Source organism: Thiohalorhabdus denitrificans (genome assembly GCF_001399755.1).
Taxonomy (GTDB): domain Bacteria; phylum Pseudomonadota; class Gammaproteobacteria; order Thiohalorhabdales; family Thiohalorhabdaceae; genus Thiohalorhabdus; species Thiohalorhabdus denitrificans.
The window spans coordinates 117,369-137,652 of record NZ_LJCP01000008.1 but is presented as its reverse complement, the minus strand read 5'-3'; the positions used below and the strand labels follow the sequence as shown (position 1 = coordinate 137,652).

19 protein-coding genes are annotated in these 20,284 nt (G+C 70.1%); 15 read left to right on the top strand and 4 right to left on the bottom strand.

The genetic code is table 11. The annotated features are described in order from the left end of the window. Positions 1-288: 288 nt before the first annotated feature. Positions 289-702 carry a globin gene (locus AN478_RS05625; RefSeq protein ID WP_054965639.1) on the bottom strand — a complete coding sequence of 138 codons (414 nt, stop codon included), beginning with the start codon at positions 700-702 and terminating at the stop codon, positions 289-291. Between the two features lie 309 nt (positions 703-1,011). On the opposite strand from AN478_RS05625, the gene AN478_RS05620 reads away from it, so the two are divergent. Continuing rightward, positions 1,012-1,677 (top strand): protein-L-isoaspartate(D-aspartate) O-methyltransferase, encoded by a 666-nt coding sequence (locus tag AN478_RS05620; RefSeq protein ID WP_054965638.1) that lies wholly within the window; start codon positions 1,012-1,014, stop codon positions 1,675-1,677. Between the two features lie 115 nt (positions 1,678-1,792). Here AN478_RS05620 and AN478_RS05615 read toward each other — a convergent pair whose 3' ends face one another. Both AN478_RS05615 and AN478_RS05610 read right to left on the bottom strand, forming a co-directional pair. Beyond that, a complete protein-coding gene (locus AN478_RS05615; protein WP_054965637.1) occupies positions 1,793-2,590 on the bottom strand; it encodes a hypothetical protein in 798 nt (265 codons plus the stop codon). 293 nt (positions 2,591-2,883) lie between these two features. Beyond that, on the bottom strand, positions 2,884-3,822 hold the full coding sequence (locus AN478_RS05610) for a deoxyribonuclease IV (RefSeq protein WP_074471415.1): 939 nt from the start codon (positions 3,820-3,822) through the stop codon (positions 2,884-2,886). Positions 3,823-4,270: 448 nt separating this feature from the next. Here AN478_RS05610 and AN478_RS14690 point away from each other — a divergent pair, with 448 nt between their 5' ends. The 10 genes from AN478_RS14690 to proB all read left to right on the top strand — a co-directional run bounded on the left by AN478_RS14690 (position 4,271) and on the right by proB (position 13,518). Next, a complete protein-coding gene (locus tag AN478_RS14690; RefSeq protein ID WP_269434440.1) occupies positions 4,271-5,872 on the top strand; it encodes a dynamin family protein in 1,602 nt (533 codons plus the stop codon). A gap of 252 nt (positions 5,873-6,124) precedes the next feature. Then, the gene (locus tag AN478_RS05600; protein WP_054965636.1) at positions 6,125-6,508 is read left to right on the top strand and encodes a VOC family protein; all 384 of its coding nucleotides are present in this window, start codon (positions 6,125-6,127) and stop codon (positions 6,506-6,508) included. A gap of 172 nt (positions 6,509-6,680) precedes the next feature. Then, positions 6,681-8,066, top strand: coding sequence for an argininosuccinate lyase (argH, locus tag AN478_RS05595; RefSeq protein ID WP_054965635.1), 1,386 nt, complete (start codon positions 6,681-6,683; stop codon positions 8,064-8,066). Beyond that, positions 8,066-8,329: an LPS translocon maturation chaperone LptM gene (gene lptM / locus AN478_RS14830; protein ID WP_074471417.1), complete on the top strand. Its 264-nt coding sequence runs from the start codon at positions 8,066-8,068 to the stop codon at positions 8,327-8,329. The genes argH and lptM overlap by 1 nt, the downstream gene beginning before the upstream one ends. 15 nt (positions 8,330-8,344) lie before the next feature. Next, complete coding sequence (lysA, locus tag AN478_RS05590; RefSeq protein WP_054965634.1) at positions 8,345-9,616, top strand: diaminopimelate decarboxylase; 1,272 nt, start codon at positions 8,345-8,347, stop codon at positions 9,614-9,616. Positions 9,617-9,695: 79 nt separating this feature from the next. After that, positions 9,696-10,574: a diaminopimelate epimerase gene (dapF, locus tag AN478_RS05585; protein ID WP_054965633.1), complete on the top strand. Its 879-nt coding sequence runs from the start codon at positions 9,696-9,698 to the stop codon at positions 10,572-10,574. 70 nt (positions 10,575-10,644) lie between these two features. Beyond that, entirely contained in the window at positions 10,645-10,956 is a 312-nt protein-coding gene (gene rplU, locus AN478_RS05580; RefSeq protein WP_054965632.1) for a 50S ribosomal protein L21, read from the top strand. Positions 10,957-10,999: 43 nt separating this feature from the next. Then, positions 11,000-11,257 carry a 50S ribosomal protein L27 gene (rpmA, locus tag AN478_RS05575; protein WP_054965631.1) on the top strand — a complete coding sequence of 86 codons (258 nt, stop codon included), beginning with the start codon at positions 11,000-11,002 and terminating at the stop codon, positions 11,255-11,257. Between the two features lie 130 nt (positions 11,258-11,387). After that, positions 11,388-12,407 carry an Obg family GTPase CgtA gene (gene cgtA, locus AN478_RS05570; protein ID WP_054965630.1) on the top strand — a complete coding sequence of 340 codons (1,020 nt, stop codon included), beginning with the start codon at positions 11,388-11,390 and terminating at the stop codon, positions 12,405-12,407. Beyond that, positions 12,388-13,518, top strand: a complete 1,131-nt coding sequence (gene proB / locus AN478_RS05565) for a glutamate 5-kinase (protein ID WP_054965629.1) — start codon at positions 12,388-12,390, stop codon at positions 13,516-13,518. Before cgtA ends, proB begins: the two co-directional genes overlap by 20 nt. Positions 13,519-13,743: 225 nt before the next feature. Here proB and rpsT read toward each other — a convergent pair whose 3' ends face one another. Beyond that, complete coding sequence (gene rpsT, locus AN478_RS05560; RefSeq protein ID WP_054965628.1) at positions 13,744-14,007, bottom strand: 30S ribosomal protein S20; 264 nt, start codon at positions 14,005-14,007, stop codon at positions 13,744-13,746. Between the two features lie 142 nt (positions 14,008-14,149). Here rpsT and murJ point away from each other — a divergent pair, with 142 nt between their 5' ends. From murJ to lspA, 4 genes are all read left to right on the top strand, one after another. Beyond that, complete coding sequence (murJ, locus tag AN478_RS05555) at positions 14,150-15,724, top strand: murein biosynthesis integral membrane protein MurJ (RefSeq protein ID WP_231627338.1); 1,575 nt, start codon at positions 14,150-14,152, stop codon at positions 15,722-15,724. A 104-nt stretch (positions 15,725-15,828) separates the two neighbouring features. Continuing rightward, the gene (gene ribF, locus AN478_RS05550; RefSeq protein WP_054965627.1) at positions 15,829-16,764 is read left to right on the top strand and encodes a bifunctional riboflavin kinase/FAD synthetase; all 936 of its coding nucleotides are present in this window, start codon (positions 15,829-15,831) and stop codon (positions 16,762-16,764) included. Positions 16,765-16,898: 134 nt separating this feature from the next. Then, positions 16,899-19,709, top strand: a complete 2,811-nt coding sequence (gene ileS / locus AN478_RS05545; RefSeq protein ID WP_054965626.1) for an isoleucine--tRNA ligase — start codon at positions 16,899-16,901, stop codon at positions 19,707-19,709. 43 nt (positions 19,710-19,752) lie between these two features. Further along, on the top strand, positions 19,753-20,241 hold the full coding sequence (gene lspA, locus AN478_RS05540) for a signal peptidase II (RefSeq protein WP_054965625.1): 489 nt from the start codon (positions 19,753-19,755) through the stop codon (positions 20,239-20,241). The last annotated feature ends 43 nt before the right edge of the window (positions 20,242-20,284 follow it).

The window sequence follows — 20,284 nt, the reverse complement described above, 5'->3', positions numbered from 1 at the left end:
AAAGGAAGCCCCCGGCCTTGGGCCGGGGGCTTCCTTTGTAATGGGCCGTCCCGTGGGCCTTTGCTAGCAGGGAAGGCCCTGTCCGGCAAGGAGGAGGCAGCCCTAGCGGCCAAACGGATTCGGCGGCTCGTGGGGACTACGGCGAGGGCTACGAGAGCGTGGTGCCCTTCCGGGCCCTGGCCAAGGTGGGGATTACCGTGCACGGGATCTGCCCCGCCAACAGGGCAGGTCGGTGGGCTTCCCGGAAGGCTGGGATTCCGGGTGGACCCGTAGGAAGCGAAGGGCCCGTCAGTCCTCGTGGTATCCGGCCATGACGAACTCGGTCCCGTTATTCAGCACGTTCCGCCACCTCTCCTCCAGCAGGGGGTCGAAATCCGGGTCGAACTGGCCGACGGCCTGGATCATGGCCTCCACCCAATGGCTGTACAGCTCCGGGGGAATGTTCAGACGGGACCGGCCGTGGGTGTACCGGATCCGCTCCAGGACCGATTTGGCGGTAAAGCTTTGGTCGTAGAAGGCGATGACGTTGTTGACGCCGTTGCGCAGGAGCTTCTTCTGCTCTTCCATGTCCGTGTTGGCGAATAGCTCCGGGATGCGGGGATCCTGCTGCAGGAAGATCTGGTAGAAGGTACCGAAGACATCACCGTGATGGAGACAGCGGCCCAGGCTCTTCTTCACGGCCTCGGTGGTGTCACTGGGCATGGGGGTCGTATCCTCCCGGGTAGGAGTATAAGCATAAGTAGTTTCCCTTATATTGTACCTTTAAACCGGGTGACTCGCGAAGTTTGAGCGCAGGTCCTCCTGACTGTCCTTCCTCCCGTGCCATACGGTTTTCTTCCAAATTTTCCGTGTCTCTCCCCATTTTTTTTCCGTAGGACGGATCTCCGGGAGTGTCCCAATCCCTTCCCTGGATTCCTCGGGGACCTCCCTGCCGAATCGTGGACGCCCGGCAGGGTCCAAAGACTATGAAGGAATGTTCCGCCACAGGCCCCCGAGCCCGGGAGGGCAGGCATGGAGGAAACAGCGAGACTGCTCCGGGAGATCGAGGAGGAATTCCGCGCCACGGCGGGGTACACCGGGCGCCGCCGACTGAGCCCCGCCGTGCGGGAGGCCCTGGCCGCCGTTCCCCGCGAGGAGTTCGTGCCCCTCGAGCTGGCGGAGGACGCCTACGGCAACGTACCCCTGCCCATCGGGCACGGGCAGACCATCTCCCAACCCTACATCGTCGCCCTGATGACCGACCTCCTTGACCCCGAACCGGCCCAGCGGGTCCTGGAGGTGGGAACGGGCTGCGGCTACCAGGCGGCGGTGCTCGCCGAGCTGGTGGCCGAGGTCTACACCGTGGAGGTGGTGCGGGACCTCGGTGAGGCCTCCGATGCGCGGCTGCGGCGGCTCGGCTACGACAACGTGGCGGTGCGCATCGGCGACGGCGGCGAGGGGTGGCCGGAGGCCGCTCCTTTCGACGGAATCCTCGTGACCGCGGCCGCCGATGCCGTTCCCGAGGCCCTGGTTGCCCAGCTGGCGCCCGGGGGCCGCATGGTCATTCCCGTGGACGGTCCCCAGGCCGGGCAGGACCTCCTCCTGGTTACCAAGGAGGAGGAAGGAGAGGTGGTCAGCGAGCCCGTGCTCCCCGTGGCCTTCGTCCCCCTGGTTCGGCCCAGGGTGCGGACGGGGTAGATGCGGCACGCAAAAAGGCCCCCTCGGAAGGGGGCCCTCGCCGCCGGCCGCGAGGCGGGTGTGGGGGGAGGAACGCTCCCGCACCAGAACGGCAGGCGGCGAACCCGGGTGAGACTCAGCCCTCCTTGCGCCGGCGGAAGGAGAGTCCGGCTCCCAGGGTGCCCACGGCCAGCAGGGCCAGGGTTCCGGGGATGGGGATATCGTTGCCGTTATCCCCGTTTCCGCCATTGCCCCCATTGCCCCCATTGCCCCCGTTCCCGCCGTTGATGGCGTCGGGGCGGGCAATGTAGTGGAGCGCCTCCTCGGAGTCCCGGTTGCCGTACCCGGTGTTCCAGACCAGGGCCGTATCGCCGTCGTACTCCTCCGCGGTGAGGAAGTCGTCCGCATCCATATCCGTCAGGTCCCCGCAGGTATCGGGGCCCCCGCCGTCTTTCAGGCAGAGATCGCCCCAAACCGGGGAACGGTTGGAGGTGAAGGTGTACTCGGCCCGTTCCTCGTCGAACTTGACCCCCAGGTTCTCGTAGCCGTCCGGCGACCCGCCCGGATCCTCCGCCAGCATGTCCACCCACTCGTAGGGGGCGTTGGCGTCGGTGATGGCGTTGGGGTCGTTGTGGGCGTCGTCGGTCACGTCCAGGTCGAAGTGGCTGATGTCCCGGGCGCCTTCGGGGATGGTCCAGGTGTAGGCGTAGTCCCAATTGTCCCCGTCCGGGGTGATTTCCCAGCTGAGGAGTATGTCGGAATCGCTCCACGCGTTGGCCGCCTCCAGGCCGCCCACGTCGAAGGTGTCGCGGGTGCCGGTGAGGTCGGCCTCCTCGCCGTAGATTTCCGCCAGGGAGCTGCCGGAAAAGAGGAGCAGACCGGGCAGGACCAGGAACAGGCAGCCCTTCGCGGGTTGTTTGCCGGGAATTTCCATGGGAATCCTCCTTAAAAAGGTAGGTAGTTGGTTGGGAGTCGTCGCCCGTAATGGGCGTTCCCCATTCCCTAGGCAAGGCCCGTGCCAGTTTTTATTTTGTTGTTTTCAAAGGATAAAAAATCGAGGCAAGAAGCTTTGCGCGGTCCCTGTAAAGGGCGCTAACGGCTTTGTCCGGATGCCGTTCTGGACGGAGAAGGGATGTGAGGGGGACAGAAGGGGTCCGGCGACGTGCCGGGGAGATTTCTGTCCGAAAAGGGCCGTAAAAGGGCCGGACGACGTCGGCCTTTAGGCCTCTATCGACCGGGATCCGCCCCTTTGTCACGGACGGCGGAAGGCGCCCCTGTCCTGGGCGGTGCGACGGCCTCGGTGCGCAGCCAGGCGATCTCCTCCTCCCAGGCGGCGGTCCCGCCGGGCGTTTCCAGGAACAGGGGCACCCGGCGTGTGCGGGGGTCGGTAACCAGGCGGCGGAACGGCTCCGCTCCTATCTCCCCTTGGCCCAGGTTGGCGTGGCGATCCTTTTGGGAGGCGAAGGGGACCGCGGAGTCGTTGACGTGGACGGCCGCCAGCCGGTCCATGCCCAGCTTCCGGTCGAGCTCCGCCCACGTAGCCTCCCACCCCTCCGCGCTACGCAGATCGTAGCCGGCCGCGAAGGCGTGGGCCGTGTCCACGCACACGGCGAACCGCTCGGGCTCCTCCAACCTTTCGAGGATGGCGGCCAGCTCCCCGAAGTTCCGGCCAACCGTGGTGCCTTGTCCGGCCACGTTCTCCAGTACCAGGCGCACCCCCTTTTTGTCCGGGTGCCGCGCGCACACCGCATTCAGGGTGTCGGCGATGCGCTCGATGCCGGCCTCCCGCCCCGCTTTCATGTGGGCGCCGGGATGGAAGTTGAGCAGCTCCACGCCGAGCCGGTGGCACCGCTCGAGCTCCGCCTCCATGGCCCCGAAGGACTGGGCGTGCTTGTCCGGGTCGGGGGCGGCGAGGTTCACCAGGTAGGAGCCGTGGCTCATCACCGTGCGGATGCCCGTTTCCCCCCGGAGGCGCCGGAAGGCCTCCACCTCCCTTTCCTCCAGCCCCCTGGGATGCCATTGCCGCTGGTTGCGGGTGAAGATCTGGATGCAGTCCGCGCCGATGGCGGCCCCGCGCACCAGGGCCTGCTCCAGTCCGCCCTGCGTGGAGAGGTGGGCCCCCACCTGCAGGAGCCGGTTGTCGGAGGCTGCGGATGTGGAAGGCACGGGTAATCGCCCTTTCTTTGGCCAAGGTCAAATGGCAGGCAGAAAGCGCCTTTTATGCCCCATCAGCGCCCGCGATTAAAGGCCGGGCGGGGGCGTACCGGGGGCTGGCTGGACCCCACGTACCCCCAATCCGCCACCGTGGCCGGTACCGGCGGCCTCTCCGGGCTCTCCCGCGGGCCCCGCGGGGGCTTGACCCCACCAGATTGCTGTTCCCACTAATGAAGGAAGGCTTGTCCGGTTTCCGGGGTTTTGCCGGACACGGCCGCAAGGGGGGGCGGAGGCGCAAGCCCCCGGTCCTGCGGGGCCGGTTGGGCATGTACCCGGAGTATGTGAGTGCTAACATTAGGCCCGGCGCTCGGGGGTCGAGGCCAGGCCGAGCGGGCCCGCCGTTTGGCGGGGCGGCGGATCCCCGGGAGTCCAGTTCGCCATGTTTCCAGAGGAGGGCGCCGTGTTCCGTTCCCAGGCTTCCAGCTACATCAAGCAGCAGCTATCCAACCTGGAGCACCACCTCCAGGAAGAGAACCCCATCCTGGTGGATGTGGTACGGAGCTTCCGCAGGCTCGACCGGGTGGGCTACCGCATGGGGCTCCTGAGCCGGGACGAGTCCTACGCCATGTTCATCCCCTGGTGGCCTTTGATCTCGGTCCTGGGCACGTTCTCGGCGGGGAAGTCGAGCTTCATCAACCATTACCTGCAGTATCCGGTGCAGCGGACGGGCACCCAGGCCGTGGACGACAAGTTCACGGTCCTGTGCTACGCCAGCGACGAGCAGGTCCGGGAGCTGCCCGGCATCTCCCTGAACTCCGACGCCCGTTTCCCCTTCTACCAGATGAGCGAGGAGCTGAATAAGGTGGCGCCGGGGGAGGGGGAGCTGCTGGATTCCTATCTGCGCCTGAAGACCTGCCCCGCCCCCGAGCTCAAGGGCCAGATCCTCATCGACTCCCCCGGCTTCGACGCGGACGCCCAGCGCACCTCCACCCTGCGGATCACCGACTACATCATCGACCTCTCTGACCTGGTGCTGGTGTTCTTCGACGCCCGCCATCCCGAGCCGGGGGCCATGCAGGACACCCTCAGCCACCTGGTGGCCAACACCAACACCCGCAGCGACTCCAGCAAGTTCCTCTACATCCTCAACCAGATCGACAGCGCCGCCGCCGAGGACAATCCCGAGGACGTGGTGTCTTCCTGGCAGCGCGCCCTGGCCCAGGAAGGCCTGACCGCGGGGCGGTTCTACACCATCTACAACCCCGATGCGGCCGTGCCCATGGAGGACGAGGCCAAGCGCCGGCGCTTCGAGTCCAAGCGCGACGCGGACCTCGAGGAGATCCACCAGCGCATGCGCCGGGTGGGGGTGGAGCGGGCCTACCGCATCATCGGCGACCTGGAGCGCACGGCCCGGGAGATCGAGGAGGAGCGCGTGCCCCAGCTTCGAGAGGCCCTGCGGCGCTGGGTGCAGGGGGTTTGGGTGCGGGACGGCCTGATCCTGGGGGCCGCCCTGGTCCTCCTGGGCGGCGCCACGGCGTGGGCGGGCTACTGGGACGGCCTGCGCTTCGAGCCGCCGGCGTGGCTGGCCGGCCTGCTGGACAGCACGGTGGGGGCCATCTCCGTGGCGGCGGTGGTGGTGGTCGGCCTGCTTTGGGGCCATTTCGCCGTGCGCCGCTGGTCGGCCCGCAAGGTGGTCCGCTGGATCGAGGCGAACCATCCCGCCAACCCCGTGCAGGATCAGCTCAAGCGCGCCTTCGCCCGCAGCACGCGCCCCTGGCGTCCCGCCCTCACCACCACCCCCGCGGGGTGGGGCCGGGGCGCCCGCAAGCGCCTCAAGGGCCTGATGGAGACGGCCGACGGCTACGTGCAGAAGCTCAACGACCGCTTCGCCAGTCCCTCCGGGGCCACGGGGTCCGGGGCCGGCGCCGAGGCGGCCCCCGCCCAGGGCTCAGAAGGCGGCCCGGGCGGGGCGGCGGAATCCAGCCCCCGGGAGGACGACAAAGGCCAGCGGCCGGAGCAGGCCCCGCTGGGGCGCGAGGCGGCGCCCCGGCCCGCCGAATAGGGGCTTTCGCCGGCCTCGGCCGTACCGCCCCGGGCGTTCCGTCCAAGGGCGTCCGGGGCGCCTTTCCTCCGCCCCCAGGGCCGAGGCAAGGCGTCCCCTCGGTTTTTGCCCGCCCGTTTTGGTATCCTTCCCTGTTCCCGCTCACCGGAATCCCGTCCTCGGGGACGGCGGCCCGTCCCGGCCTCCGGTCCCGGCCCGCCGTTCCCGTTCCCCGGGCGGCCAGCCCGCGAGCACAGGAGACAGGAGGAAAGCGTGCGCATCGCCCACACCATGCTCCGCGTGAAGTCCATGGACGAGTCCCTGGATTTCTACACCAACAAGCTCGGCCTGGAGCTGCGCTCCCACAAGGAGCTGCCCGGCGCCGAGGCCGATCTGGCCTTCATCCGGGATCCCAAGTCGGGCCACGAGATCGAGCTGACCTACAACCACGATGGCCGCGACTACGACCTCGGCGACGCCTTCGGCCACATCGCCTTCTACGTGGAAAGCGTCGACGAGACCTTCGAGGAATGGCGGGCCAAGGGGGTTTCCTTCTCCCTCGAGCCCAAGACCATGAAGAACGGCACCCGCATCGCCTTCGCCGTGGACCCCACGGGCTACAAGATCGAGCTGATCGAGGCGCCAGAGCAAGCGTAGACGCCGGGGCCCTTTAACCGGGGATGCTGACCGCGTAGGGCACAGAGAACGGCGCCGTATTGACGTTAGAGCGGGCGGGCCTTCAAGCAAGTCAGGCCGTGATGGTTTCCTCCGTGGCCTCCGTGGTAACGGTTCCTGCCCACAAGTCCCGGCCGCCAAAAAGGATACGAATGTGAGCGAGAAGCCCTGGAGCGGCGCTTTCACCCAGCCCACCGACGAGTTCGTGGAGGCCTTCACGGCCTCCATCGACTTCGACAAGCGGCTCGCCCTGCAGGACATCGCGGGCTCCCGGGCCCATGCCCGCATGCTAGGCCGGCAGGGGATCCTGTCGGAAGCGGACGTGGAGGCCATCCTGGACGGCCTGGAGGCGGTGCGCGAGGAGATCGAGGCCGGCGAGTTCCCGTACTCCGTGGCCCTCGAGGACATCCACATGAACATCGAGGCCCGCCTTACCGAGCGCATCGGCGACGCTGGCAAGCGCCTGCACACCGGCCGTTCGCGCAACGACCAGGTGGCCACGGACTTCCGCCTCTACGTGCGCGACGAGATCGACGCCATCCTGGCGAAGCTGGCCCGCTTCCGCGCCGCCCTGGTGGACACCGCCGAGCGCGAGGCGGATACGGTGATGCCCGGCTTCACCCACCTGCAGGCGGCGCAGCCGGTAACCCTCGGTCACCACCTACTGGCCTACCAGGAGATGGCCGAGCGGGACGCAGGCCGGCTCCGGGATGCCCGCAGGCGGGTCAACCTCCTGCCCCTGGGCAGCGGCGCCCTGGCCGGAACCACCTTCCCCATCGACCGGGAATGGGTGGCGCAGGAGCTGGGCTTCGACGGCGTCACCGAAAACTCCCTGGATTCGGTCTCCGACCGGGACTTCGCCGTGGAGACCGCCTCGGCCTGCTCGCTGGTGATGGCGCACCTGTCGCGCCTGGCCGAGGAGCTGGTGATGTGGGCCTCGCCGCAGTTCGGCTTCGCAACCCTGCCGCAGAGCTTCTGCACCGGTAGCTCCATCATGCCGCAGAAGATCAACCCGGACGTCCCCGAGCTGGTGCGCGGCAAGACCGGTCGGGTCAACGGCGACCTCATGAGCTTGCTCACCCTGCTCAAGGGCCAGCCGCTCGCCTACAACAAGGACATGCAGGAGGACAAGGAGCCCCTGTTCGACGCCCTGGATACGGTGCGCGGCTCCCTGAAGGTCATGGCGGACATGGTCCCGGGTATCGCTTTCCACCGCGACGCCCTGCGCAAGGCGGCGAGCGCCGGCTTCGCCACCGCCACCGACCTGGCCGACTACCTGGTGCGCAAGGGCCTGCCCTTCCGCGAGGCCCACGAGGTGGTGGGCAAGGCAGTGCGCCACTGCATCGACCACGGCCTGGAGCTGCCCGACATGGACCTTGCCACCCTGCAGGGCTTCTCCGGAGTGATCGGCGAAGACGTCTACGAGGTGCTGACCCTGGAGGGCTCTGTGAGTGCCCGCGACCACATCGGCGGCACCGCCCCGGACCAGGTGCGGGCGGCGGTGGAGCGGGCCCGGCGGCGGATGGAGGGGGAGGGGTGATGGCTCGGTTCCCCCGAAGCCTGTGTAGGAGCGGCCGTCCCGGCCGCGATGCGCCGTATCCCGCCGCACAGGCGGGAGGCGGCGCCTACACGGTACGGGCCCATCCGGTCGCGGCCGGGACGGCCGCTCCTGCAGTGCTTGTTGCCCTCGTCCTGGTCCTGAGCGGCTGCGGCCAGAAGGGCCCCCTCTACCGGCCCGAGCCCGCGCAGGACCTCGCGTCCCCCGAGCCGGCCCCCGCATCCCTCCAACATAACGCGGACTGAATCCGGAGATCCCCCGTGCACCATTTCCACTACCGGGACGGCGTGCTGCATGCCGAGGAGGTGCCCCTGCCCGCCATCGCGGAGGCCGTGGGCACGCCGTTCTATTGCTACTCGGCGGCCACCCTGCGCCACCACTTCCGGGTGTTCCGCGAACCCTTCGCCCACCGTGACCACCTCGTCGCGTTCTCCGCCAAGGCCAACTCCAACCTGGCGGTGCTGCATCTGCTCGGCCGCGAGGGCAGCGGCCTGGACATCGTCTCCCGCGGCGAGATGGCGCGCGGCCTGGCCGCCGGCATCCCGGCGGAGCGCATGGTGTTCTCCGGGGTGGGCAAGCGCCGCGACGAGCTGGAGGCGGCCCTCGACGCCGGGATCCTGGCCTTCAACGTGGAGTCCGTGGGCGAGCTGGAGCTGCTCGACGCCGTGGCCGGCGCGCGGGGGCAGCGGGCCCCGGTGAGCTTGCGGGTCAACCCGGACGTGGACCCGCTCACCCATCCCTACATCGCCACCGGCCTGCGCGCCACCAAGTTTGGCGTGCCCATCGGCGAGGCCCGCGACCTCTACAACCGCGCCGCGGCCATGCCGGGCATCGAGGTGGTGGGGGTGGACTGCCACATCGGCTCCCAGCTCACCTCCGTGGCCCCCTTCGTGGAGGCGCTGCAGCGGCTCCAGGCCCTCATGTCCGCCCTGGCCGAGGACGGCCACCGGATCCAGCATCTGGACCTGGGGGGCGGCCTGGGCATCTCCTACCTGGACGAGGCGCCGCCCCATCCCGAGGACTTCGGCCGGGCCATCAACGACCAGCTCGGCGACTGGGCCGGCAAGCTCATCTTCGAGCCGGGCCGGGTGATCGCCGGCAACGCGGGGGTGTTCGTCTCGGCGGTGCTCTACACCAAGGATCAGCCCGAGAAGCGCTTCGCCGTGGTGGACGGCGCCATGAACGACCTCATGCGCCCGGCCCTGTACGGCGCCGAGCAGGAGATCCGCCCGGTCCGGGAGGGTGGCGGGGAAACCGAGGCGGTGGACGTGGTGGGCCCCATCTGCGAGTCCGGCGACTTCCTCGGCAAGGACCGCGCGCTGCCGCGGCTGGCGCAGGGGGACCTGCTGGCGGTGATGAGCGCCGGCGCCTACGGCGCCACCATGGCCTCCAACTACAACACCCGGCCGCGCGCCCCGGAGGTGCTGGTGAGCGGCGACCGGTTCGAGGTGGTGCGCCGCCGCGAGACCGTCGAGGAGCTCTACGCGCCGGAGTCCATTCCCGCCGGGGGATGGTTCGAACAGATGGGATAACCGCAGAGGCGCAGTGGTCGCGGAGAGCCAAATTGTTGCTCTGCGCGTTCTGCGTCTCTGCGGTGGGGGAACCGTTGGCATGAACCTCGAATTCGCCAAGATGCACGGCCTGGGCAACGACTTCGTCGTCTTCGACGGTGTGCGCCAGACCGTGGACCTGACCCCCGAGCGCATCCGCGCCCTTGCCGACCGGCGCTTCGGCGTCGGCTGCGACCAGGTGCTGGTGCTGGAGCCCTCCGAGCGCGCCGGGGTGGACTTCGCCTACCGCATCTACAACGCCGACGGCGGCGAGGTGGAGCAGTGCGGCAACGGCGCCCGCTGCGTGGCGGCCTTCGCCCGGGAGACGGGGCTGACGGACAGGGACCTCCTGCGGCTGACCACCCTGGGTGGGGAAATCGAACCGGAAATCCTGGCCGACGGCCGGGTCACGGTGGACATGGGTGTGCCGCGCCTGGACGGGGCGGAGATCCCGCTCACCGAGCCCGGAGAATGGGTGCGGGCGCCGCTGGCGGTGGACGGGGAGGAGCACCGCATCACCGCCGTCTCCGTCGGCAACCCCCACTGTGTCCTGGAGGTACCCGATGCCGGCGCCGCCCCCCTGGAGGTCTTGGGGCCGGCCCTGGAGCACCATCCCCTGTTCCCCAACCGCGCCAACGTGGAGTTCGTGGCGGTGGAGGCCCCGGACCGGCTGCGGGTGCGGGTCTGGGAGCGGGGCGCCGGCGTGACGCTGGCCTGCGGCACCGGCGCCTGCGCGGCGGTGGTGGCGGCGCGGCTGTGGGGCCGGGTGGGGGAGGAGGTGACCGTGGTTCTGGATGGCGGGGAACTGGTCATCCAGTGGGCGGGTCGCGGCAGCCCGGTGCGGATGACGGGGCCGGCGGTCACCGTGTTCCGGGGGCGCCTGGCGCGCTGGCCGGATCCCCGGCCGGCCACGGCGGAGAAGGGGACGGGCCCTTTTTGACTTCGGGGGCGGAACCGCCGTATAATTTTCCGCTTTCGCGAGAGATGTCATCGGCACGGAGAGACGGTCAATGTTCGCGGTCATCGAGACGGGTGGGAAACAGTACAAGGTCAAGCAGGGCGACACCATTCGCGTGGAGAAGCTGGATGGCGAGCCGGGCAACGATGTCACGATCGACCGCGTGCTGATGGTGGCGGACGGCGGCGACGTGAAGGTGGGCCGTCCCGTGGTGGACGGCGGCAGCGTCAAGGCCACCATCAAGGAGCACGGCCGCGGCGAGAAGATCCGCATCTTCAAGAAGAAGCGGCGCAAGGGCTACACCAAGCGCCAGGGTCACCGGCAGGACTACACCGAGCTGGAGATCACCGGCATCGAGGGCTAGCGGCCCCCGCCGGTGACGCCTAGAGCAATACGGAGTGTGAGGCATGGCACATAAGAAGGCTGGCGGTAGTACCCGCAACGGTCGCGATTCCGAGTCAAAGCGCCTGGGCTTGAAGCGCTCCGGCGGCCAGGCGGTGAAGGCCGGAAACATCCTCGTCCGGCAGCGCGGCACCCGGTTCCATCCCGGCGCCAACGTGGGTCGCGGCAACGACGATACCCTGTTCGCCAAGGCCGACGGTCGCGTGGTGTTCGAGCGCAAGGGCCCGAAGCAGCGCAAGTACGTGAGCGTCGTTAACCACTAGGCGCTCCCGGCCCGCAACGGGACCCCGGCGGCCCCGCCACCGATCGGCCCAAGGCCGGGCACGGTGGCGGGGCCGCCGTCGTTGGGGCCCCGTGCCCCCAAGCACCATCCCACGCCCGGGGAGCCTTCCCATGCATTTCGTCGATGAAGCCCGTATCCGCGTCCAGGCGGGAGACGGCGGCCACGGCGTGGCCCACTTCCGGCGGGAGAAGTACGTCCCCAAGGGAGGCCCCGACGGTGGCGACGGCGGCAAGGGCGGCGACGTGGTGCTGGTGGGGGACGAGTCGCTGGCCACCCTGGTGGATTTCCGGTACCAGAAGAGCTATCGGGCGGAGCGCGGCACCGACGGCGCCGGCCAGCAGTGCACGGGGCGCTCGGGGGAGGATTGCGTGCTCCCCGTTCCGGTAGGCACCCAGGTCTTCAACGAGGAGACCGGGGAGCTGGTGGGGGACGTGGTGGCCGACGGCCAGCGCCTGGTGGTGGCCCGCGGGGGCCGTGGGGGCCTGGGCAACGTCCACTTCAAGAGCAGCACCAACCGAACCCCCCGGCAGAGCACCGAGGGCATGCCGGGGGAGCGCTACGCCCTGCGCCTGGAGCTGCGGCTGCTCGCCCACGTGGGCCTGGTGGGCCTGCCCAACGCCGGCAAGTCCTCCCTGGTTCGGGCCGTCTCCGCGGCGCGGCCGCGGGTGGCCGACTACCCCTTCACCACCCTCCAGCCGGTCCTCGGCGTGGTGCGCGTGGACCCAGAGCGCAGCTTCGTCATGGCCGACATCCCCGGCCTCATTGAGGGCGCCGCGGAGGGCGCCGGGCTGGGCACCCGCTTCCTGCGCCAGCTCGCCCGCAACAAGCTGCTGCTGCACGTGGTGGACATCGCCCCGCCGGACGGCAGCGACCCCGCCGCCAACGTGCGCCGGGTGGAGGCGGAGCTGGAGAAGTACGATCCGGAGCTGCTCGGGCGCCAGCGCTGGCTGGTGGCCAACAAGATGGACCTGGTGCCGGAATCCGACCGCCAGGACTGGCTCGACCTGCTGGCGGAGGAGCTGGGCTGGCCCGGGCCGGTATACGGGGTCTCGGCGGAGGCGGGCATCGGCCTGCGTCGTCTTACCACGGACATCATGAGCGAGCTGGAACGTGAGTCGGAACCGGAGTGAACGGCAGCGCAACGCCCGGCGGTGGGTGGTCAAGGTGGGCAGCAGCCTCCTGACCCGGCCGGGGGGCGGGCTGGCCCTGGAGGCCATCACCGAATGGGTGCGCCAGCTTGCGGAGCTGGCGGGCCGGGAGGTGGAGCCCATTCTGGTGAGCTCCGGGGCGGTGGCCGCCGGCATGGGCCGGCTCGGCTGGGCGGATCGGCCCACCGCCATCCACGATCTGCAGGCCGCCGCGGCGGTGGGGCAGAGCGGGCTCGTGGAGGCCTACGAGGAGCGCTTCACCGCCCACGGCCTTTTGAGCGCCCAGGTGCTGCTCACCCACGACGACCTCTCCGATCGCCGCCGCTACCTCAACGCCCGCAACACCTTGCGCACCCTCCTCGAGCTGGGCGTGGTTCCCATCGTCAACGAGAACGACACCGTGGTCACCGAGGAGATCCGCTTCGGCGACAACGACACCCTGGCGGCCCTGGTGGCCAACCTGGTGGAGGCGGACCTGCTAGTGATCCTCACCGACTCGGAGGGCGTCTTCCAGGCCGACCCCCGGGTGGACCCCCATGCCGCCCTGATCCGGGAGGGCGAGGCCGGGGATCCGGCCATCCTCCAGGTGGCCGGCGGGGCCGGTAGCGCCGTGGGCACCGGCGGCATGCGCACCAAGATTTTGGCGGCACAGCGGGCCGCCCGCTCGGGAACCGGCACCGCGATCGCCTCGGGCTACGAGGAGGACGGCATCCTGCGACTGCGGCAGGGGGAGCCCCTGGGGACCTACCTGCATCCGGGACGGGACGCCCTCACGGCACGCAAACAGTGGCTCGCCAATCAGCTCCAGGTCCACGGGCGCCTGCACGTTGATGCCGGGGCGGCGCGGGTCATCCGGGAGGAGGGGCGCTCCCTGCTGCCCGTGGGAATCACCGCGGTGGAGGGGGAGTTCCGCCGCGGGGAGGTGGTATCCTGCGTGGACCCGGAAGGCCGGGAGGTGTGCCGGGGGCTGGTGAACTATCCGGCCCACGAGGTGCGCCGGATCCAGGGCCTACCCACCGGGCGCATCGCCGAGGAGCTCGGCTACCTGGATACCGAGGAGCTCATCCACCGGGACGACCTGGCGATTCTGTAGGCCCCGGCGGGTGGGGTCCCACGGTCGGTTCTCTCATCGCCCGCTACGCCCGTGCACAAAACAGGCTGGTCCGGCCTGCGGACGCAAAAAGGAACCCGTCCCGAACGGGTCGGGGCAGGCTTTGCGGGGAGGAACCGGAAGGGTGGGGGCTGTGCTCCGCACACGCAGGCCCCGCTCCGCCGCACCGGGGTGCCAGGCGGAATGGGGCCCGCGGCGGGACCGAAGCTAGGAGAGCTGCTGCACCTTGCGGGTGAGCCGGCTGACCGTGCGGGCCGCGGTGTTTCGGTGAATCGCACCCTTGCCGGCCACATGGTCGACGATGGAGACGGCCGGTTCCAGGGCGCTCTCGGCGGCCTGCTTGTCGCCTTCGGCCACGGCCTTCTCGACCTTCTTGATGGCCGTGCGCATGCGGCTCTTGTGGTGCTTGTTGCGCAGCCGGCGCTCTTCGTTCTGGCGCACGCGCTTGCGGGCTTGGGGCGTATTGGCCACGCTCGCTTCCTCCTATTCGGGCCTTCGCATTCGACTGGATCTGGACTCGCGGTTTCCCCGGGCTCGGGGAAACGCGTATTATCCCCTGCCTTGCGCCCCGGTGTCAAAACCCGGAACCGAATAACCCCCGGAGAACGCGCCCTTGGCCGGCCTGTTCCGCTCCACCGCCACCATCAGCGCCATGACCCTGATCTCCCGGATCCTGGGCTTCGTCCGGGACATGGTGCTGGCCCGGGTGTTCGGGGCGGGGATGGCCACCGACGCCTTCTTCGTCGCCTTCAAGCTGCCCAACTTCTTCCGCCGCATGTTCGGCGAGGGGGCCTTCGCCACCGCCTTCGTGCCGGTGTTCACGGAATACCGTGAGCAGCGCAGTGGGGAGGAGCTCCAAGGGCTGCTGGCGGCGGTGTCCGGGGTGCTGGCCGCCGTGGTGGCGGGGGTTACCCTGTTGGGGATGGTCGCCGCGCCCCTGCTGGTGTGGGTCCTGGCCCCGGGCTTCGGCGACGACCCGGAGAAGATGGCCCTCACCGCCGACCTGCTGCGCGTCACCTTCCCCTACCTGTTCCTCATCTCCCTGGTGGCCCTGGCCGGCGGGGTGCTGAACACCTTCGGTCGCTTCGCCGCGCCCGCCTTCACGCCGGTCCTCCTCAACGTGGCCATGATCGTGGCGGCGGGGGTGGCCGCGCCCTACTTCGAGCGGCCCATCGCGGCCCTGGCCTGGGGGGTGCTGGCCGGGGGCGTGCTCCAGTTGGGCTTCCAGTGGCCCTTCCTGCGCCGCCTCGGCATGGCGGTGCGGCCCCGCTTCCGGCCGGGCCACCCCGGAGTGCGGCGCATCGCGCGGCTGATGGGGCCGAGCATGCTGTCGGTGAGCGTGGCGCAGATCAGCGTGCTCATCGACACCATACTCGCCTCGCTGTTGGCCGGGGGCAGCGTGTCCTATCTCTATTACGCCGACCGGCTGGTGCAGTTCCCCCTGGGGCTGTTCGGCATCGCTCTGGGCACGGCCATCCTGCCCACCCTATCCAGGCTGGTGAGCCAGGGGCGGGATGCGGACTACGGCGTCACCCTCGATCGGGCGCTGCGCATGATCCTCACCATCGGCGCCCCGGCCACCGCCGGGCTGGTGCTGCTGGGCTACCCCATCCTGGCCACCCTGTTCCAGTATGGGGAGTTCGGCGCCCCGGCCACCGCCGCCACCTACCGGGCCCTGGCGGCCTACGCGCTGGGCCTTATGGCCTTCATCGGGGTCAAGGTCCTGGCGCCGGCCTTCTATTCCCGGCAGGATACGCGCACCCCGGTGCGGATCGCGGTGGTGGCGTTGCTGGCCAACATCGTCCTGAATCTCGCCCTCATCGGCCCCCTGGCCCATGCCGGGCTGGCGCTGGCCACCAGCCTGGCCTCCTTCCTGAACGCGGGACTGCTGCTGCGCGCGCTGCTGGCCCGTGGCCTGTACCATCCCCAGCCGGGCTGGCCGGCGCATCTCGCCAAGGTGGCTCTGGCGGTGGCGGTCATGCTGGCGGTGGCCTGGTGGATGGCGCCGGGGCCGGGGGCCTGGGACCAGGCCGGCGCCGGGGAGCGGGCCCTGGACCTGACGCTGGCGGTGGGGCTCGCCGGAGCCGTCTACCTGGCCATCGCCTGGCTGCTGGATGTGGAGGAGGTGCGCCGGGCGCCGCGCTGGCTGGCGGGCCGGCTCCTGGAGGGCCGCTCGGGGAGCCGCTAGGGTCCCGGGGCCTTCCGGAGGGCGGCGGTTTGTTAGGCTTGATCGAGAGTCCCCCCGAATCCCCACGTCGGTTGCACCGACCGGGCTGGGCAGAAGGCCGGAGCATGGAGCTGATCCGCGGAATCCATAACCTCAAGCCCCGCCACCGGGGCTGCGTGGCCACCATCGGCAACTTCGATGGGGTGCACCGGGGCCACGCGCGTCTGTTGGAACGGGCCCGGGAGCGGGCCGCCGATCTCGGGCTGCCCTCCTGCGTGGTTACCTTCGAACCCCATTCCAAGGAGTTTTTCGCCCCGGAGCGGGCCCCGGCGCGCCTTACCGACTTGCGCGGCAAGGTGAAAGTCCTGCGCCGGCACGGGGTCGACCGGGTTCTGGTCCTGCCCTTCAACCGGTCCCTGGCTTCCCTGGAGCCGGAGGCCTTCGTCCAGCGGGTGCTGGTGGAGGGCCTGGGCGTGGGCCACGTAGTGGTGGGGCACGACTTCGTATTCGGTCAGGGGGCGCGGGGATCCGTCGAGGACCTGCGCCGGATCGGGGAGCAGCGGGGCTTTGCCGCCGAGGAGATCGCGGAGTACCGCGAGGACGGGCTGGTGGTGGGCTCCACGGCGATCCGCGAGGCCCTCGCGGAGGGCGATCTGGACCGGGCGGAGCGGCTGCTGGGCCGGCCTTATAGTCTGTGCGGGCGGGTGGTGCCCGGCGACCGCATCGGCCGCGAGCTGGGCTTCCCCACCCTGAACCTCCACCTGCACCACCTCCGCCTGCCGGTGGCCGGGGTGTTCGCCGGCCGCGTGCACGGGGCGGGGCTCGACGGCCACCCGGCGGCGGTGAACGTGGGCACGCGACCCGCGGTGAAGGGGGTGGACGTGCGCGTGGAGGCCCACCTGCTGGACTTCCATGGGGACCTCTACGGCGCCCGGGTGGAGCTGGTCTTCGAGCGCCGCCTGCGGGCGGAGCGGGATTTCCCCGGCCTGGACGCCCTCCGGGAGCAGATCGCCGCCGACGTCCGCCAGGCTCGGGAGCACTTCGGCCGGTCCGCGGAGTAGGCGCGACGCATTTCCTCTGTTAAGTGATACCATTTGGGCCTTTCGGTCCGGCCGGATCCCGGGCGCCCCGCGCCGCCCGCGGCGGCCGGACCGGAGCCACCCTGTTCCATACGCCTCCGATCCCGGCAGCGACCATGAGCTACAAAGACACGCTGAACCTCCCCAAGACCGAATTCCCCATGCGGGCCGGCCTGCCCAAGCGGGAGCCGGAGCAGCTCGCCCGCTGGGCGGAGAACGACACCTACCGCAAGGTCCGCGAGGCGGCCCAGGGACGGCCCAAGTTCATCCTCCACGACGGCCCGCCCTACGCTAACGGCCACATCCACATCGGCCACGCGGTGAACAAGGTCCTCAAGGACGTCATCTGCAAGTCGCGCCACCTGGCGGGCTTCGATGCCCCGTATGTGCCGGGCTGGGACTGCCACGGCCTGCCCATCGAGCAGAAGGTGGAGGAGCAGCTGGCCGAGGCCGGGGAGGAGGTGACCGCCGCCGAGTTCCGCCGCCGCTGCCGGGAGTACGCCCAGACCTACATCGACGTGCAGCGCGAGGAGTTCAAGCGCCTCGGGGTGGCGGGGGAATGGGAGGCCCCCTACGTCACCATGGACTACGCCTACGAGGCGCAGATCGTGCGCGAGCTGGGCAAGGTGCTGGAGGCGGGCAACATCTACCGCGGCGCCAAGCCCGTGCACTGGTGCGTGCAGTGCGGCTCGGCCCTGGCCGAGGCGGAGGTGGAGTACCACGACCGCACCGACCCGGCCATCGACGTGGCCTTCCCGGTGGCCGAGGGCCTGGAGGCAGCCTGCCCGGGCGCCGGCGAGGACGTGGCGGCGGTGATCTGGACCACCACCCCCTGGACCCTGCCCGCCAACCGGGCCGTGGCCGTGCATCCCGACCTGGAGTACGCGGTCATCGAGGGCAACGGCCGCCGCTACCTGGTGGCCCAGGAACTGGCCAGTGAGGTGGCCGCGCGCTGGGGCCTGGGCGAGCCTGCGGTGGTGGCCCGCTGCCGGGGCCGCGATCTCGAGGGCGTGCGCCTGCGCCATCCCTTCCTGGAGGATCGCGTGGTGGCGGTGGTCCTGGGCGAGCACGTCACCATCGAGGCGGGCACCGGCTGCGTGCACACCGCCCCCGGCCACGGCCAGGACGACTACCTGGTGGGCCAGCGCTACGACCTCCCCGTGGACACGCGCGTGGACGAGGCGGGCCGCTTCAAGGAGGACACCCCCCACTTCGCCGGCCAGGAGGCCCTCAAGGCCAACAAGGGCGTGGTGGCCCTGCTGGAGGAGCGGGGCATGCTGGTCCACCGGGAGGACCTGGCCCATAGCTATCCCCACTGCTGGCGCCACAAGACGCCGGTGCTGTTCCGCGCCACGCCGCAGTGGTTCATCAGCCTTGCCGAGAACGACCTGCGGAATAAGGCGATGGCCGCCATCGGCGAGACCACCTGGATCCCGGCGAGCGGCGAGCACCGCATTCACGGCATGGTGGAGAACCGTCCCGACTGGTGCATCAGCCGCCAGCGCCTGTGGGGCGTCCCGCTGACCCTGGTGGCCTGCGACGGCTGCGGCGCACCCGTGGAGGACCCGGCGGTCATGGAGGCGGTGGCCGCTGCCGTGGAGGAGCGCGGCGTGGACGCCTGGTTCGACATGGACCTATCCGAGGTGGTCAGCGGCGACCGCACCTGCGCCCACTGCGGCGGGGGCAGCTTCCACAAGGTGGAGGACATCCTCGACGTCTGGTTCGACTCCGGGGTCTCCCACGCCGCGGTGCTGGAGAAGCGCGACGACCTGCAGTCCCCGGCGGACCTTTACCTGGAGGGCTCGGACCAGCACCGCGGCTGGTTCCAGTCGTCGCTCATCGAGTCGGTGCTGACCCGCGGCCGCGCCCCGTACAAGGGAGTGCTCACCCACGGCTTCACCGTGGACGCCGAGGGCAAGAAGATGTCCAAGTCCGCGGGCAACGTGATCGCCCCGCAGGACGTCATGGAGCGCCTCGGCGCCGACATCCTACGCCTGTGGGTGTCGGCCCAGGATTACAGCGGCGACATCCGCATCTCGGACGAGATCCTCGACCAGCTCGCCGGGGCCTATCGCCGCATCCGCAACACCGGCCGCTTCATCCTCGGCAACCTGGCCGGCTTCGAGCCGAAGCGCGACGCCCTAGCCCCCGCCGACCTGCTGGAGATGGACCGCTGGATCCTCGCTGAGGCGGCGGAGGTGCAGCGGGACGTGGCCCGGGCCTACGACGAGTACGCCTTCCACAAGGTGTACAGCCGCGTGCACCAGTTCTGCGCCGAGACCCTGTCGTCCTTCTACCTGGACATCCTCAAGGACCGGCTCTACACCATGCCCTCGGAGTCGCGCGGGCGGCGCTCCGCGCAGACCGCCATGCAGCACGTGCTGGAGGCCCTGGTGCGCTGGCTGGCGCCGGTGCTCTCCTTCACCGCCGAGGAGATCTGGCGGCACATGGCCGGAAAGCGGTCCGAGAGCGTGCTGCTGGAGACCTACTACGAGCTGCCCGAGGTGGCGGACCCCGAGGGCCTGCGCGAGCGCTGGGCGCGGCTGCGCGCGGTGCGCGCCGCCGTGGATGGCGTGCTGGAGCCCATGCGCGCCGACAAGACCATCGGATCCGCCCTGGACGCCGAGGTGGATCTGTACGCCGACGGTGAGTTGCGGGAGCTGCTGGAGGCCTACGCCCCGGAGCTACGTTTCATGCTGCTCACCTCCGAGGCCCGCCTGCGACCCGCCGCGGAGGCCCCGGCTGAGGCGGTGGCCGCCGAGGAGCCGCAGGGCCTGCGGGTAGCGGCGCGGGTGAGCGGGGCGCCCAAGTGCGGGCGCTGCTGGCACCGGCGCGAGTCGGTGGGCAGCCACGCCGAGCATCCGGAACTGTGCGACCGCTGCGTCGCCAACGTGGAAGGCGAGGGGGAGCGGCGGCAGGCCATCTAGGCCGCCCGCCCCCTTGCCGGCCCTGAAGGAAGAGGCGGTGCGAATGGCTTGGCCATGGCTGTTGGCGGGTGTCATCCTGGTTGCCGATCAGGTGACCAAGATTCTGGTGCAGGCCGCTCTGGCCCCCGGGGCAGGGGTCGTGCTCGTCCCTGACCTCCTGAACCTGGTGCACGCCCATAACCGGGGCGTGGCCTTCGGCATGCTGTCCGGGCTCGGCGGATGGCAGGTGCCGCTGCTGGCGGCGGTTACCGGGGTAGTGATCGTGGTCCTGGGGGTCTGGCTGTTCCGGCTGGGGCGTACCGAGGCCGGGACCCGCCTGGCCCTGGGGCTGATCATCGGCGGCGCGCTGGGAAACCTGATCGATCGCGTCCGGCTGGGCTACGTGGTGGACTTTGTCGACGTCCACTGGCAGGAAGTCTACCACTACCCCGCCTTCAACGTTGCCGACTCGGCCATCACCGTGGGGGCCGTGGTCCTGGTGGGGGTGCTGATCCGCGAGGAGCGCGCCGCCCGCCGGGATCGGGCCGGCTGATTCCGCTTACCATTGGAGGCTCCGCCTCCGAGGAGATAGATCC

Excerpts from the sequence above, each read along its gene's own strand:
- AN478_RS05625 (WP_054965639.1), bottom strand. The coding sequence starts at position 702 with ATGCCCAGTGACACCACCGAGGCCGTGAAGAAGAGCCTGGGCCGCTGT.
- AN478_RS05620 (WP_054965638.1), top strand. The coding sequence starts at position 1,012 with ATGGAGGAAACAGCGAGACTGCTCCGGGAGATCGAGGAGGAATTCCGC.
- AN478_RS05615 (WP_054965637.1), bottom strand. The coding sequence starts at position 2,590 with ATGGAAATTCCCGGCAAACAACCCGCGAAGGGCTGCCTGTTCCTGGTC.
- lptM (WP_074471417.1), top strand. The coding sequence starts at position 8,066 with ATGGCTCGGTTCCCCCGAAGCCTGTGTAGGAGCGGCCGTCCCGGCCGC.
- dapF (WP_054965633.1), top strand. The coding sequence starts at position 9,696 with ATGAACCTCGAATTCGCCAAGATGCACGGCCTGGGCAACGACTTCGTC.
- rplU (WP_054965632.1), top strand. The coding sequence starts at position 10,645 with ATGTTCGCGGTCATCGAGACGGGTGGGAAACAGTACAAGGTCAAGCAG.
- rpmA (WP_054965631.1), top strand. The coding sequence starts at position 11,000 with ATGGCACATAAGAAGGCTGGCGGTAGTACCCGCAACGGTCGCGATTCC.
- cgtA (WP_054965630.1), top strand. The coding sequence starts at position 11,388 with ATGCATTTCGTCGATGAAGCCCGTATCCGCGTCCAGGCGGGAGACGGC.
- ribF (WP_054965627.1), top strand. The coding sequence starts at position 15,829 with ATGGAGCTGATCCGCGGAATCCATAACCTCAAGCCCCGCCACCGGGGC.
- ileS (WP_054965626.1), top strand. The coding sequence starts at position 16,899 with ATGAGCTACAAAGACACGCTGAACCTCCCCAAGACCGAATTCCCCATG.
- lspA (WP_054965625.1), top strand. The coding sequence starts at position 19,753 with ATGGCTTGGCCATGGCTGTTGGCGGGTGTCATCCTGGTTGCCGATCAG.